Genomic DNA, 16298 nt, shown 5'->3' on the forward strand with positions numbered 1-16298 from the left:
AAACCTCGCTACCGCACGAATCCTTCGTGTGGTAGTTTGTTTTTATTATCTAAACCGCAACATTTGTTACCAATTCTCAATCACAGGCAACGCAATTTTTCCTAAATTTACCTTTCGGAGAAACAATGATTGAGCAGATGGATGGATCTTATGACAATCCTTTTAAGTTTAATGCAAAAGAATTAGATGAAGATACTGGTTTGTATTATTATGGAGCTAGATATTATAATCCGAGGTTAAGTATTTGGTATGGTGTAGACCCATTAGCGGTTTATAATCCAGTAATGGAGACTGAGTTTTATGGTGATGGTCAACATAACCAAGGTGTTTACAACTGGGGGAATTTAAATCCATATATTTACACTTATCAAAATCCAATACGCTATATTGATCCAAATGGAAAGCAAGTGGATGCGGTGTTTAACAAGTCAACAGGTATTCTTAACATTATACCTAATGTCAGTAAACTCAATCCAAGGCTTTCAAATAAATTCGTTTCTGCTCAAACTTATAGTAGACTTACTAATCAAGATAAAACTAAATTTAATTATGGAATACAGGTTAAAAACGTATTTACTGGCGGTCATTCAGAAAGTGGAGTTGTCTCTAGGGATAATAGTAGTACTTCTAATGAAAAGCCAATACCGAATGGAAATTATAATATTTTAGATAATGATGCTGATACTAACCATTCTGGTTGGTTTAGATTAGATAAAATAGATAGTAGTCCACATAATGATAAAGATGATGCTTCTGGAAGAAATGGATTTAGATTGCATTTAGGAACTGTAAGTTGGGGCTGTGTAACTTGTGATATCTCACAAGGCAGTAGAGAAGATGAGTGGAATATAATCAGCGGGGCTATAAACTCAACAGAAACAGAAACAGTTAAGGAGAAAAGAGGTAAACAAAAATGGAATCCATTTTCATGGCTAACAAATTATGGAACTCTAAAGGTTACTGGAACTGATAAAGTACCGGCTAAAAAACCAGGACAATAATGAATTTAATTTACAGAACAGGATTTATGATCCTAGTATTTTGCTGCATATTAGCGTGCAACAGGCATTGCAATGTCAAGGGAATTGTAGTGACGGAGCAATTATTGATAGTATCACAGGAAAAATCTGTCGCTTATTGTGAGTTGTTAGATTTGGCTCTAAATGGTAACAATCAAGCTATAAAACAGTTATCTCTTATTGACTTTAAAGATTCTGCAGGTTATGATCATGGTGCAATTCTCGTCAAAATAATATGTAAAATAGGTGAGGAAAAGTATATTTATGCAATACACTCTTTAAATTTAGAACAAAAAAAAATATACTTTCCTACTTGGATGTAGGATTACAATATGGTAATTTTCGTAATTTGAAAGATAAAAAAATATATGTTACTTTTCCAAAGCTTTATTCGTTCTTAAAAAATCAATAATTAAGAACGATTAAAAAAATAAAAGAGAGGTTGTCTTAAAAGTGAGATAGCCTTTTTTTGAGTGAATAAAATAGTGTAAGTCTCCCTAAAAACTGACATTTTATCACCCTACATTATTAACAAAAAAGATTAATGTGAACAGGTAAATTTACAAATAATCAAATTTTGGCAATTTTAAAGGAGTATGAGTCGGCTCAGACTGAAAAGAATTGTCTCGAAAATATGGTTCCCCCCTCGCTACCACACGAATCCTTCGTGTGGTAGTGTGTTTTTATTATACAAAATATATCCGAATGCCTATGTAACGGTAAGCTCAACAGGTCAGTATACAAAACACTATTTTGAAGGTTCAAAAAGGTTTGCGAGCAGGCTGATGGACGGTGTAGACAGGTTTAAAGATCCAGCTGTATTGTACACCAATAGAACAGCTGAAGATCAGCCATCTGTAAAACCTGCAGATGCACAATCTGATTTTGAGAAGTATCTTGAGAAATCTGGGGTAGGTAAAGGTCTCTCTTTGGAGCTCAGAGAAAGAACATGGAGTCCTGACTTATACTAATTTGCACGGCGATCATTTAGGAACTGCGACATTTGTTACCAATTCACAATCATAAGCAACGCAATTTTTCCTAAAATTACCTTTCGGTGAAACGATGATTGAGCAGATGGATGGATCGTATGACAATCAGTTTAAATTCAATGCGAAAGAATTAGATGGAGATACCGGTTTGTATTATTATGGAGCGAGATACTATAGTCCGAGGTTGAGTATCTGGTATGGTGTAGATCCACTGGCAGAGAAGTTCCCTAACTGGAGTCCATATGTATACACTTTTAATAACCCAACAAATTTTATTGATCCAGATGGAAGAAGTGAAGAACCTGTTATCGACAAAAAAAGCAAAACTATAACAGTGAATCAACATTTCGTTTTTTATGGGAGCAAAGCAAGCGAAAAACTTTCTGCAAATATCGTTACAGGAATGGTTTCACAATATAATAGAGCAAGAGCAACTAAAATGGTTGATGGTGTTGAATATAAAGTTAAATTTAAAATGACATATCAAACCGTCTCAGAAACGGAAACTATCGATATGGCCAAAACTAATAAAAGTATTAAGGTTAATTCTTTTAGAGTTTCTGATGCTAAAAGTAGTAGTTTTATGCAAGACGGAGGTAACGGAGGGTTTTTAAGTACGCAAGATGATTTAGCAGGATCAACAACAGCAAGTCATGAAAACGGTCATGGGTTAGGATATCGCGATGAAAGTAACACAGTTGATACATCACATACTATTTCGGGCCAAGATTAGAAAACTGCTCCAAGTATTATGACAGAACGTGGAGCAACAGTTAATTCTAAATGGTCTAATAAAAGTGGAAAAATGAATCCAAATACAAGAAGAGTCAATAATGCTGATGTAAATAATATGTTGAGAAATGTTAGATTCAACAAAAGTGGAAAAGGACAAATCGGAAGAACTACGAATACAATTTATAATGAAAATGGAGCAAAGAAAACAAATTAGATTATTACAATTTATTTTATTTTTTTCAATAATTCTGCAGAATTGTGAGACAAAAGAAAAAAAAGAAACTAAGAAACTAGAAATAAATCAAAATTGGATCAGCGATTCTTTGGGATGCCTAAATAAAAGAAACGAGAACTTAGCAAAAAAGATGATTCTTAAGTATAAATTAGAACGCTCTTCAAAAGAAAAATTTATTAATTTTTTTGGAAAACCCAATGACGTAGAAAAAGATGGAAACGTTTTAATTTTAGTATACTATTTACAGACAATCTGTAATAATAGTGCTATCAATGATAGTTCGGATAAATGCTATGCACGATTTTATTTCGGTAAAAATAGACTAATTAATCAAGATTATATATGTGAATAATTTATAGTGGAACTTATAAAGCAAATAATCCAATCTTTCATATTCACTCTATGAAAAAATAATATAGTAATGGTGAAAATAAATTTGAGTGTACCAAATAGTATTTTGTGTACAAGGCCGTTATCAAATATTTTTAATTATATAATGAATAAAAGCAAATATTTAAAGTAAAAAAATGGCGCTAACTGTCTTCAGTTGGCGCCATTTGGCTGTTGTGATCAAGATGGGAATATCTTCAAACACTTCTATAGATGATTTGGTTTGATTAAGCCATATTAAATCTTAATTACAAAACTCATTTTTATCAGGTAATCGTCATTTAGACTAAGTTTAGTACAATTTAATTTTAAGCATTTGACAAAGGCAATCTTGGTTAGCGTGTATTCAATTGATATTATTTAACTTTTTTACATAGAATTAGTACAGTAGATTTAAACCAAATTATTATCATTAAAAATTGCCTGTCTGCAACATCTTTATTAATATTGTGTTAATATGTTAACAATAAAGTTTTTGAAAGTTTTCGGTTTTCCTAAGGCTTATAGAATGTTATTCTTTCTATTTTTCCTTGTTTTTTTTTCTTGTAAAAAATCGCAGAAAACGTCAGACAAAATTACTATCGGGTTTTCACAAGGCTTGGGAAACCATCCGTGGAGGCTTGCAATGAATCATTCTATGGAGATACAGGCATCGCTTCATTCCGAAGTAGAGCTAAATATAAAGAAAGCAGAAAGTTCTGTTAATAAGCAGGTTCAGGATATAGAGAAAATGATTAATAATAAGGTGGATGTGATTATTATCTCACCCATAGATCCACAATCATTGTTACCGGTAGTAGAAAAAGCAGCAGCCAAAAATATTCCGGTTATTTTGCTCGACAGGAAGATCAATTCAGAAAAATATACAACTTATATTGGCGCAGATAACATTGAAATAGGTAAAGAAGCGGCCAATTACATTCTCTCAGATTCTAAAAATTATAAAAAGGTAATCGAAATAAGAGGCGATGACCAATCTTCCCCAACCATAGAAAGAAGTCTCGGCTTTCAGCAAATAATCAAGAACAATCCCAATATAGATCTGATAAAAACCTTTAAAGGTTTACCGGCAGACGCTTTCAGGAAAACGCTGGATTCTTTAGGAAATCAAAGTCTATATGTTTTCGCTTTTAATGATGAGCTTGCTGCCAATGCATGGCAGGCTGCACGGAAGAAAGGTTTGGAGAATCAAATTAAATTTATTGGTGTTGATGGACTGAATACAAAAGATGGCGGAATACAGATGGTATTGGATGGAAAACTAAACGCTACTTTGTTGTATCCAACAGGTGGAGCAGAAGCAATCGAGACGGCGATTAAGATTCATAACGATGTAACCGTTCCAAAACGCATCAAGCTCAGTACGACAATCATTGACCGGATGAATGCTGAAATTATGCGCAATCAATTTGATAAAATCATTGAACAGCAAGGTGTGATAGAAAATCAGGTACACGCGGTTAAAAAACAGATCGAGCTGTACTCTTCACAAAAAGAATTGTTTCGGTGGTCTGTGGTAATACTGATCTTGATGTTTTGCCTGGTTGCCTATTCCATTTACCTTATTTATGCGATTAAAATAAAAAATAAACAGCTTACACTTACCAACGAGAGAATTACCATTCAAAGAAACCAGATTGAAACCATTGCCAATGAGTTAAAAGACAGTAATGAAGCCAGAGTAAATTTTTTCACGGGATTGTCACACGAATTTAAGACCCCCATTACGCTTATCCTTAGTTCGTTGGAATCTTTGGATTCCGGAAAAGCTAAAGGTACAAAACCATCCTACGAATTGGAACTGATTAATAAAAACTCTAATCGATTATTGCGCTTGGTAGATAACCTTCTGGATTTTAGGAAAATAGAAAACCAAACGTTTAATTTAAGAGTTTCGAGGACAAATATTTACGATTTTACGTATGCTATTTTCCGTGATTTTGCAAATGAAGCTAAGAAAAGAAGCATCAAATTCGAAATTCGTTCAGAGAATAAGGGCCTTGAGCTCTTCATCGACAGAAACCTGATGGACAAAGTTTATTTCAACATTTTGTCCAATGCTTTCAAATTTACACCGGATAACGGAAAAGTTGAAATTGCGATTCAGGAAAAAGGAAATCAGGCAGTAATCAGTTTTAAAGATAACGGAATTGGAATTCCCGAAAAAGAAATCAGTAATGTTTTTGAAGCTTATTTCAAAGGCTCCAACAACAGAAAAAACAGTTCAGGAATTGGACTTCATCTTAGTAAACAATTCATTGACCTTCATCTCGGGAAGATAGAAGTAAGCTCTTTTCAGGGAACGGAATTTATTATTACTCTTTTTAAAGGAAACAAGCATTTCAACGAAGACCAAATCGTAAAAGAGCCTAGTCTTGCAAATGCCGACAGTCTTTTAAACGATAGCATTTTCACGGCATTTGAAGACGACACGATTACTGAAAATCAGGAATCTCAAGGAGAAAAATATTCTCTTCTTCTGGTGGAGGATAATACAGATCTGTCCTTCTTCTTAAGCAAAAAGCTAAAGAACGAGTTTGAGGTGATGGTCTCTGACGGTACAGATGCGATTGATAAGGCGTTGAACGAAATTCCGGATATTATCATCTGTGATGTCAATCTACCGGGAAAAAATGGTTTTGAAATATGTGAATTACTAAAGAATGACCTGCGAACATCGCATATTCCGGTCATTCTACTGACAGCACTGGATAATAAAGAATCTTATCTTCAGGGACTAAAATCCGGCGTAGATCTTTACCTTACAAAACCGTTCAATTACCCGATTCTGATACAGTCGCTGCGGGCACTTCTTTACAACCGCGAGAAGCTACGTTATTATTATACAAACAATATTGGCAGAATCGTCGACAGCAAATCATTTGGAAGCATGGAACAGATTTTTGTGAACAACCTGAATCAACTCATTAAAACCAATATCGACAATCCTGATTTTTCAGTAGAAAATCTTGCAGACCTGCTCAGTATTTCCAGAATTCAGCTTTACAGAAAAATAAAAGCAATGTTTGATTTGAATGTGAGTGATTATATTAATAATTTCCGTTTGGAACAGGCAAAATCAATGCTGCAAAATCATGAACTTACAATTTCTGAGATTGCCTATAAAACTGGTTTTTCGTCGCCAAATTATTTCTCTACTGTATTTAAAAATAAGTTCGGAGTATCGCCTAATGCTTTTAGAAAGTCCGCAGGAAAGGACCAGTTATAAAATTAAATATAATGATCATTGCTTTTAAGTGATACCTCAGTAACAATATTTGCGGATTTACTCTAGATATAAAATAATTTTTAGATCTCATATGAATTTAGTTCAGCAGTAGTAATTTATACTGCTGCTTTTTTTATTATACTTTCTCTACCACCTGATCTTATCTGAACGAATATATGGATTGATGAACGATTCATAATTTCTAAAAGTGGCTGTGCTGAAAACCTTTGTACCCTGCATCTTATTTCGGTTAAAATTTTAATAGTAATAATTGCCTGAAGAGCATAAATACAACAAAACACAGGTAACATTTTTATAAAACAATGTTACATTTTTAAAATCTGATAAGAATTTAATTAAATATTATTCGTATAATATACTAATTATCAGTTGATTATAATTAATTAACAAATAGTTAACCTTGCCGAAATATTTAGTTACATTTTTAGACCTTCCAATTGCCGCCCCGTGATATATTAGCCACAAACAAACAAATAAATATTTTTAAGGATGAATAAAATTCTTATGTGGTCTGTCACGGCAGCTTTGGCAGGATTTCTTTTCGGATTTGATGTTGTAGTGATTTCCGGAGCAGATAAAAAACTGCAGACACTCTGGAATAGCTCGGATGCATTTCACGGAGCAGTAGTAATGGGAATGGCATTATGGGGTACAGTGATAGGCGCCATCTTCGGAGGATTACCGACTAATAAATTAGGACGGAAAAAAACACTGTTAATTATTGGTATTTTGTATGCATTATCTGCAATAGGAACTGCACTTTCAAATGATCCTTATTTGTTTGCATTCTTCAGATTTATGGGCGGTTTGGGCGTTGGTGCCTCTACGATTGCTGCGCCTGCATATATTTCAGAAATTGCACCTGCAAAAGACCGTGGCAGAATGGTTTCCCTGTATCAGTTTAATATCGTTCTGGGAATTCTAATCGCATTTTTATCAAATTATTTACTAAGTGGCATTGGAGACAATGACTGGAGATGGATGCTTGGTGTGCAGGCAATCCCTGCGGCTATTTATACTTTATGTGTTCTTACCATTCCTGAAAGCCCAAGATGGCTGGTTTCCCAATCCAGAATAGATGAGGCTAAAAAAGTAATGAGAATTTTGAGCCCCGATCAGGATTCTGAAAGTTTGATTTCGCAGATGGAAGAAGAGCACTCAGATTCGCCAAGTGAAAATATTTTTATGAAAAAATACCGTTTTCCGTTGATACTGGCTTTTTTGGTAGCGTTTTTCAATCAGATGTCAGGAATTAATGCATTCCTTTACTATGCACCGAGAATTTTTGGAGAAGCAGGATTGGGTGAAAAAACGGCACTTCTCAGCAGTATTGGAATTGGGATTGTAAATATGGTTTTCACTTTGGTTGGAGTCAATCTCATTGATAAAGTAGGAAGAAGAACTCTGATGTATATGGGATCTGTAGGTTACATCATTTCTTTGGGATTGGTTTCTATGGCGTTCTATTTTCATTGGTCGGGATTGGCAATTCCAATTTTTCTTTTCCTGTTTATTGCTTCTCACGCTATTGGTCAGGGAACAGTAATCTGGGTGTTTATTTCTGAAATTTTTCCGAATCACCTGCGTGCATCAGGACAGGCTTTCGGAAGTTCCACACATTGGCTTTTGGCAGCTATTATTCCATCACTTATTCCTACATTATTTGCCACCATCGGCGCGGCGACCGTGTTTTTGGTATTTACAGTTGCCATGGTCTTCCAATTATTATTCGTCATGTTGATGATGCCGGAAACCAAAGGAGTATCTCTTGAAAAATTAAGTAAGACATTATCTAAATAAGAACCTTTAATAACATTTTGTTCAATCGGTTATATAAATATGGCAGATTTACAGGAACATCAAAAATAACTTCAATGAATAAATATATCACTACGCTGATCGTAGCCCTAACCGTGAATTCAGGACTTTGTGCACAAATGACGTCAACGGTGGCTGAGGAAAAGCAATACAGGCCTAATTTCCATTTCAGTCCGAAAAAAGGATGGATGAATGATCCAAATGGACTTTATTACAAGGATGGTATTTACCATATGTTCTTTCAGTATTTTCCCGATGGTAATAAATGGGGACCAATGCACTGGGGGCATACTACAAGCAAAGACCTTGTTAAATGGGAGGAGCAGCCCATTGCACTTTATCCTGATGAATTAGGCTACATTTTTTCGGGCAGCGCAGTTGTTGATAAAAACAATACTTCCGGCTTCGGCACTGGAGCTGATAATCCTGTAGTTGCTGTTTATACCTATCATGATCCCAAACGTGAAAAGGACGGAAAAACAGATGTGGAGTCTCAAGGCATCGCTTACTCAGTTGATAACGGCAAATCCTGGATCAAATACAGAAATAATCCTGTATTGAAAAATCCGGGAATCCGTGATTTCCGTGATCCGAAAGTGTTTTGGGATACAAAAAGAAAACAGTGGGTAATGACTTTGGCCGCACAGGATAGAGCGCATTTCTACACCTCGAAAGACCTGAAAGAGTGGATGTTTCAATCTGAATTTGGGAAAGATTCAGGCGGGCACGGCGGTGTTTGGGAATGTCCCGATCTGTTTCCTATCAAAGTGGAGGGAAGCAACGAAGAAAAATGGGTGCTTATCGTCAATATCAATCCTGGTGGACCGAACAGGGGTTCTGCAGGTCAGTATTTTGTAGGAGATTTTGATGGCAGATCTTTTACTATAGATGAGCATTTTTCCAAACAGCTTCAAAAGGAGAAAGCCTGCTGGCTGGATTGGGGTAGAGACAATTATGCAAGTGTTTCTTTCGATAATATCCCTCAGGATAAGAGAATCATTATCGGCTGGATGAGTAACTGGGATTATGCTCAGGAAGTTCCTACTGAAGCGTGGCGAAGCAGTACAACAACGGCAAGGGAAGTTTCTCTTAAAAAAACGAAGGAAGGTTATATTCTGAAAAATGTTCCTGTTTCACAGCTTGAAAAATACAAGGGAAAGGCTGTTAAAAAAGAAATAAGCCTTGCTTCCGGTAAAAAACTCATCGACAAAGGTGAGATAGATCTTTCCAAGGCAGTTATTGATGTAGATCTCAAAAAAATGACCAAAGGCGTTTACTCTTTTGCTTTGAAAAATTCATTGGGAGAACAAGTTATTTTCGGAATTGATAATAACACGAAAGAACTTTTTATTGACCGTACCAAATCCGGTAAAACCGATTTTAAAAGCAATTTTGCAGACAATATTTCGAAAGCACCACTGACAAAAAGCTACAAAAATGCAAAGTTCAAAATTGTGTTGGATAAAACTTCCATAGAAATTTTTTTCAATGACGGCGAAAAGGTAATGACCGAAATCTTCTTCCCTAATGAAAGCTTTTCTGAGCTGAGCTTAACCTCAGATACAAAAGGAAGTACTCTAAATATCAATGCTCATCAGATTAATATCAAATAAAAAACTTTACTATGAAGAAATACAAAATAGCCATCGCCTTTTGTCTTCTGCCTTTTTCGTATGTATTTGCGCAGGAAGTAATTAAAGGTAAGGTAGTTTCCTCAAATCAAAAACCGTTGAGCGGGGTTGTTGTCACCGTTTCGGAAACAGGAGCCAATACTACTACAGACAGCAGCGGAGGATTTCAGATCAATGATCTGCAAAAAGGGAATACTTTAATTTTTACATATCCCGATTATTCTACCCGTGAAGTGATTGTGGATGAAAAAACGGTTCTTAACATCGTCCTGGCTTCCGAAAAAATTAAAAACATAGACGAGGTTGTTGTAACCGGATATACAAAGCAGAAAAAGGCAGATATTACAGGTGCAGTTTCGGTGGTAGATATGAAAGACCTGAACAAGCAGACCGAACCCAATCCGATCAAATCTTTGCAGGGAAGAGTAGCAGGTGTAAACATCACAGCCGACGGATCTCCTTCAGGCAGTAACACAAAAGTACTGATTCGTGGTGTCGGAACCCTGAATAATACCGACCCACTTTATGTAATAGATGGTGTTCCCACAAAAGCTGGAATGCACGAGCTTAACCCAAGTGATATAGAATCGATGCAGGTTCTGAAAGATGCGTCTTCTGCAAGTATCTACGGTTCCAGGGCTGCGAATGGCGTTATCATTATTACTACCAAAAAAGGTAAAAAAGGGAAAATGAGAATCGACCTCAATTATTATACTGCATATTCACAATATGCCAGAAAAACGGAGGTTCTAAATGCAAAACAATTCGGACAGGTCCTTTGGCAGGCCAATATCAATGACGGGCTGAACCCGAATTTGAATAATCTCAGCTACAATTTCGACTGGGGTGTTCAAAATGGTATTCCAACTTTATACAATAGTTTCGTACCAGAATATTTAGATGCCGCAAAAACCATTAAATCCGCCAATACCAATTGGTATGATGAAGTTTCACAGACTGGTGTTGCCAATTCACTGGATGTCTCTGCATCAAGTGCTTCAGACAAAGGTTCTTATTTTTTCTCCTTGGGTTACTATGATAATGAAGGAATTGTGAAACAGACCAATTTTAAAAGATTATCTGCCCGTGTGAATACCTCCTATAACTTTTTCGACGGAAAACTGAAAATCGGAGAAAATTTTACCTTTAACAGAACCAATGAACTTATGGATCCGGGTGTTCTGGATCCTGCTTTACGTGCTTTGCCCATAATACCGGTTCATACGGTAGACGGAATAGGATGGGGCGGTCCGGTTGGCGGAATGAACGACAGGCAAAACCCTGTAAGATTATTGGAATACAACAAAGATAACGGCTATCAGTACCAAAGATTCTTCGGAAATGTCTTTGCTGAATTACAGCCCGTAAAAAGCCTTAGCCTAAAATCCAGCTTTGGGATCGATCTTTCCAACTATTACAAAAGAATGCTGCAGCGAAGCTATGTTTCCGGATATCTGCAAAACAAAACCAATGCAGTGAATATTGACCAGTCAGATACCGAAAAGTGGACATGGACCAATACAGCACAGTATACAGCAAAAGCTGGTAATCATCAATTTGATCTTTTGGGCGGAATGGAAATGTACAAGGACACATTTAAAAATACCTGGCTGAGAAAAGAAGGTTTTCTTATTGAAACACCTGATTACATGTATCCAGATGCCGGAACCGGAGACGCTTTCAACGGCGGAAGTTCTACATATTACAGTCTGTTGTCTTACTTCGGGAAATTTTCGTACGACTATGACAACCGCTATCTTTTCTCAGCGACGATGCGTTACGATGGATCTTCCAGATTCGGAAAGAATAATCGTTTCGGAACATTTCCTGCATTTTCGGCAGGATGGAGAATCAATAAGGAAAATTTTGCACAAAATCTGATTCCGTTTTTCTCAGATTTGAGGTTAAGGGCTGGCTGGGGACAAACCGGTAATCAGGAGATCAGTAATTCTGCGGTGTATTCTCTCTACATCGCAAATTATGCAGGAGGAAATCCCACATGGGCGACATCTTATGGTACTGCTTACGATATTTCAGGTGTCGGAAGCGGATTGCTCCCTTCAGGATTTATCGCCACACAAACCAAAAATGATGACCTTCGATGGGAGACTACTACACAAACCAATTTAGGATTGGATTTCGGATTATTTAATCAGAAACTGACAGGGAGCGTAGATGTATATAAAAAAGCAACTAAAGATATTTTGGTTTTGCCACCGTATCTTGGTGTGATTGGAGAAGGGGGAGATCGTTGGATCAATGGGGCATCTATGGAGAACGAAGGAATAGAGGCTGCATTATCTTATCAGAATGAAACTGCGGGAGGTTTCCGCTACGAAGTCTCCGGGAATTTTTCAATGAACCGCAATAAAATTACCGAACTTCCACAGTCGGTTGTCAATAACTATGGTGGGAACGGAACAACGGACAATATTCTTGGAAGACCGATCAACTCAATGTATGGTTATGTTGCAGACGGGCTTTTCCGGACAGAGGCTGAGCTGGATAATTCCGCCACACAGCCAGGGAAAGGACTGGGGCGGATTCGCTATGCTGATTTAAATAGTGACGGCATTATTGACGATAAGGACAGAACGTGGATCGGAAATCCGAATCCCGGATTTTCGTACGGAGTCAATTTCAACTTTTCTTATAAGAACTTTGACCTTTCTGCATTCTGGCAGGGTATCGGTGATGTAGATGTCATCAATTCAAAAAAGTATCAGACTGACTTTTGGAGTGTAGATGATGTAGGTTCCAACAAAGGTACAAGGCTTCTGAATGCGTGGTCTCCTCAAAACCCAAATTCGGATATTCCTGCTCTTACAACAGTGGACAGTAACGCAGAATCAAGATTCTCATCTTACTACGTGGAAAACGGAAGTTATCTGAAATTGAGGGTCTTGCAATTGGGTTACACTTTCCCAAAATCTCTGATGGAGCAATATCATATATCCAATTTCAGGATGTATGCAAGTGTACAGAATCTCTGGACAATAAAATCCAAAAGCTTTACAGGAATAGATCCTGAGACACCGGCATTTGGTTACCCGTTACCGTTAACGTTCAATTTTGGAGTTAATTTTTCCCTATAATATTAAAATAATAAAAAAATGAAAAAGAATATACTTTATATAATAGCATTTGCCTTTATGCTTGGTAGCACTTCCTGCAACGATTTTCTTGACAACGAACCCAGAGGTGTCCTTTCAGAAGCTGATGTGGTAACACCTCAGAATGTGGATGGTTTTGTGGTTGCTGCATATGCATCTCTTGGAAATGACCATTATGATACTCCTTTCAGTCTTTGGCCATACGGCAATGTCCGTTCTGATGATGCATACAAGGGAGGAAGCGGAACAAATGATATACAGACTTTTCACTTTTTTGAAATTTCAAACAACATCCGTCCTGATTTTGGTGAATTAGACAGGTTATGGTATCTCAATTATGTAGGGATTTCCAGATGTAACAAAGCTATTGCCGCACTTAATCAGCTTTCAGACTCCGAATATCCAAACAGGCAAAGGAGGATTGCGGAGATGAATTTTGTAAGAGGACATTACTACTTTTTATTAAAAACTTTATTTAAATATGTGCCTTATGTGGATGAGAATACTCCGATAGATGACCATCCGAAAATTTCAAATAAGGCTAAGACAGATCAACAGCTATGGGAAGCCATTGCTTCAAACTTTGAGTTCGCAGCTGCCAACCTTCCTCCTACTCAGTCTGAAGTGGGAAGGCCTAAGAAAAGTGCTGCCTACGCTTACCTTGCTAAAGTAAGGCTGTATCAGGCATACGAACAGGACGCTAATTATACGGTTACTCAGATAAATCCGGTTACCCTTCAAAAATCTGTTGATGCTGCCAATCAGGTAATAGGTAATTATACACTTGAGCCTGACTTTGGATACAATTTCATGCCTGGTACCTACGAAAACGGTCCTGAAGCGGTATTTTCCATTCAGTATTCAGATAATGACGGAACCCTCTTTGGAAGGCTTAACTATGGTGATGTGCTTTCTCTTCCGCAAGGTTTAGGCTGCTGTGATTTTCATAAGCCAAGCCAGAATCTGGTGAATGCATTCAAAACAACACCTCAGGGATTACCAATGTTTGACACTTACAATGACACAGATCTGAACTACAATCAATTAAACAATTACAAAGTAGATCCCAGACTTTATCATACTGTCGCATTGCCGGGCTTGCCATGGAAATATGAGGAAAACAAAATCTTTCAGGAAAGCTGGAGCAGAAGCCCGGGAACGTACGGGTATTATTCTTCATTAAAAGAAAATGTTCCGGTAGGATGTGGCTGTACTGTGAATGTGGATCCCTTTTACGGCAATTCCAAAAACAGAATCATTATAAGATACTCCGATGTTTTGCTGATGAAAGCTGAAGCCCTAATTGAACTAGGACAGATCAACGAAGCATTACCACTAATCAATCAGGTGAGGCAGCGTGCTGCCAACAGTACCGTTCTTACTGGGAATTATACGACCAATAATCTGATCAGCAAGTATGAGCCTGGTGTAAACTGCACGTGGAATCAGGATTTTGCAAGAAAAGCATTACGATGGGAGAGAAGAATGGAATTTGCAATGGAGGGCTCCCGGTTTTTTGACCTGGTGAGATGGGGTGTTACAGCTGGAACAATGAACACTTATTATTCTGTTGAGAAGACGAAAAGATCTTTCTACTCGCAGGCGGGTTTTGATCACGGTATTGAGGAATACTGTCCGATTCCTTTATCGCAGATCAATTTCAGTCAGGGATTATACAAACAAAATAACGGATATTAAAATATAATACCAATGAAAACAAAAATCAAGAAAACATACAGTATATTCATTCTGCTTATGACAGCGGCTCTGATTTGGTCGTGCGAAAATCAGATGGAAGATGGGCTTGTTACTGATGTTTCAGTAAATATCTCTTCCTTCAGGGTAAACGGGGTTTCGGGAGAAATTGATCAAAAAGATGATAAAATCACTGTCACGTTACCTTATGGTACAAGTGTAAATACATTAGCTCCGGTTATTGAAATACCTCAGGGCGCAACAGTTTCACCAGGATCGGGATCAGCGATTGATTTTTCGCAACCGGTAAAATTTAAAGTAAAAAACGGAAACATCTTTAAAGATTATTTGGTTACTGTAAAGGCTCAGAGCCCAATCATCAGCTTTAAAATTAACGGATTATCGGCTACCATCAATCATTCGGGAAAATCTATCTCCCTCACAATGCCGGAAGGAACAAATCTTACCGCTTTGCAGCCAATGATAGAACTGGGAAATGGTGTCAGCATCAGTCCAGGATCGGGAACAACAATTAACTTTACCAGTCCGGTTTCGTTTACTGTTTCCAATGGCAGCACAACCGAGATATATACAGCTAAAGTGACAACTCCTATTTCGGGACCATCCGTTGCATTTCTTGGTACGGCATCTACGAGAACAGGATTAACAAATCCCGATGAGATTGCAGCTGCCGACTGGCTTTTTGGAAAATTTTCAGGAGCGATGTACGTCTCGTTTGCTGATGTTGCAAACGGTGCTGCAAATCTTAACAATATTGATGTGATATGGTGGCATTTTGATTCTGCTACAGCTTTACCGACAGATGCAATGAATTCTAATGTAACATCCAAAATCAAAACTTACCTGAATGGTGGTGGAAATATACTGCTTACAAGCTTTGCTGCACAGTATGTTGACGCATTGGGGATCGTTCCCTCAGGGAAGGGACCGAATAACGTTTTCGGAGATTTCCTTCCAAACGGATTTATAGATACAGGAATTGACTGGGGAATTTCTTTCAAAGGTAATGAGATTCATCCTGTATTTGATGGTCTTCAGACTTATGAGTCAGGGAAAGCTAACCTTCTTCAGAAAGGCACATTTCGTCTGAATCATACAGCATGGTGGTTTCTGCCTGATTGGGGCGGATATGTCAATGGTGCCGGCTGGCGAAATCAGACAGGCGGTAATAATCTTGCAAGTGAAGCTTGGGACAATACACTGGACGGACGTGTTGCCATTGCTGAATTTCCTGGCGGAACTGCCAATAAAAAATGTATGGTGATCTGTACGGGTGCCTACGACTGGTACAATGAGACGGTAAACGGAACTCCAAGCCAGGCCAATTCATTTCAGGATAACATCAGAAAGATGACGGAGAACAGTCTAAATTATCTTGTAACCCATTAATATCAGAATC

11 protein-coding genes and 2 pseudogenes are annotated in these 16298 nt (G+C 37.4%); all 13 read left to right on the top strand.

Features of this window, described 5'->3' with window-relative positions; translation table 11 throughout:
* Nucleotides 1-122: 122 nt before the first annotated feature.
* A pseudogene (locus NZ698_RS19480) lies at nt 123-389 on the top strand (RHS repeat-associated core domain-containing protein); the annotation flags it as partial.
* A gap of 27 nt (nt 390-416) precedes the next feature.
* The gene (locus NZ698_RS03245; RefSeq protein ID WP_263002592.1) at nt 417-1001 is read left to right on the top strand and encodes a tlde1 domain-containing protein; all 585 of its coding nucleotides are present in this window, start codon (nt 417-419) and stop codon (nt 999-1001) included.
* Nucleotides 1001-1342: a hypothetical protein gene (locus tag NZ698_RS03250; RefSeq protein WP_263001657.1), complete on the top strand. Its 342-nt coding sequence runs from the start codon at nt 1001-1003 to the stop codon at nt 1340-1342. Before NZ698_RS03245 ends, NZ698_RS03250 begins: the two co-directional genes overlap by 1 nt.
* A 354-nt stretch (nt 1343-1696) precedes the next feature.
* Nucleotides 1697-1990 carry a hypothetical protein gene (locus NZ698_RS03255; protein WP_263001658.1) on the top strand — a complete coding sequence of 98 codons (294 nt, stop codon included), beginning with the start codon at nt 1697-1699 and terminating at the stop codon, nt 1988-1990.
* A 91-nt stretch (nt 1991-2081) separates the two neighbouring features.
* Nucleotides 2082-2744: pseudogene (locus NZ698_RS03260) on the top strand (RHS repeat-associated core domain-containing protein); the annotation flags it as partial.
* 18 nt (nt 2745-2762) lie between these two features.
* Entirely contained in the window at nt 2763-2960 is a 198-nt protein-coding gene (locus NZ698_RS03265) for a hypothetical protein (protein ID WP_263001659.1), read from the top strand.
* Entirely contained in the window at nt 2938-3333 is a 396-nt protein-coding gene (locus tag NZ698_RS03270; RefSeq protein WP_263001660.1) for a hypothetical protein, read from the top strand. The genes NZ698_RS03265 and NZ698_RS03270 overlap by 23 nt, the downstream gene beginning before the upstream one ends.
* 546 nt (nt 3334-3879) lie before the next feature.
* A complete protein-coding gene (locus tag NZ698_RS03275) occupies nt 3880-6600 on the top strand; it encodes a substrate-binding domain-containing protein (protein ID WP_263002593.1) in 2721 nt (906 codons plus the stop codon).
* Nucleotides 6601-7110: 510 nt separating this feature from the next.
* Nucleotides 7111-8421, top strand: coding sequence for a sugar porter family MFS transporter (locus NZ698_RS03280; RefSeq protein WP_263001661.1), 1311 nt, complete (start codon nt 7111-7113; stop codon nt 8419-8421).
* Nucleotides 8422-8495: 74 nt separating this feature from the next.
* Nucleotides 8496-10052: a glycoside hydrolase family 32 protein gene (locus NZ698_RS03285; RefSeq protein WP_263001662.1), complete on the top strand. Its 1557-nt coding sequence runs from the start codon at nt 8496-8498 to the stop codon at nt 10050-10052.
* Between the two features lie 11 nt (nt 10053-10063).
* A complete protein-coding gene (locus tag NZ698_RS03290; RefSeq protein WP_263001663.1) occupies nt 10064-13165 on the top strand; it encodes a SusC/RagA family TonB-linked outer membrane protein in 3102 nt (1033 codons plus the stop codon).
* Nucleotides 13166-13183: 18 nt separating this feature from the next.
* Nucleotides 13184-14881, top strand: a complete 1698-nt coding sequence (locus NZ698_RS03295) for a RagB/SusD family nutrient uptake outer membrane protein (protein ID WP_263001664.1) — start codon at nt 13184-13186, stop codon at nt 14879-14881.
* A gap of 12 nt (nt 14882-14893) precedes the next feature.
* Nucleotides 14894-16288 (top strand): DUF4960 domain-containing protein, encoded by a 1395-nt coding sequence (locus NZ698_RS03300; RefSeq protein ID WP_263001665.1) that lies wholly within the window; start codon nt 14894-14896, stop codon nt 16286-16288.
* Nucleotides 16289-16298: the final 10 nt, after the last annotated feature.

The organism is Chryseobacterium edaphi (assembly GCF_025628985.1).
GTDB classification, from domain to species: domain Bacteria; phylum Bacteroidota; class Bacteroidia; order Flavobacteriales; family Weeksellaceae; genus Chryseobacterium; species Chryseobacterium edaphi.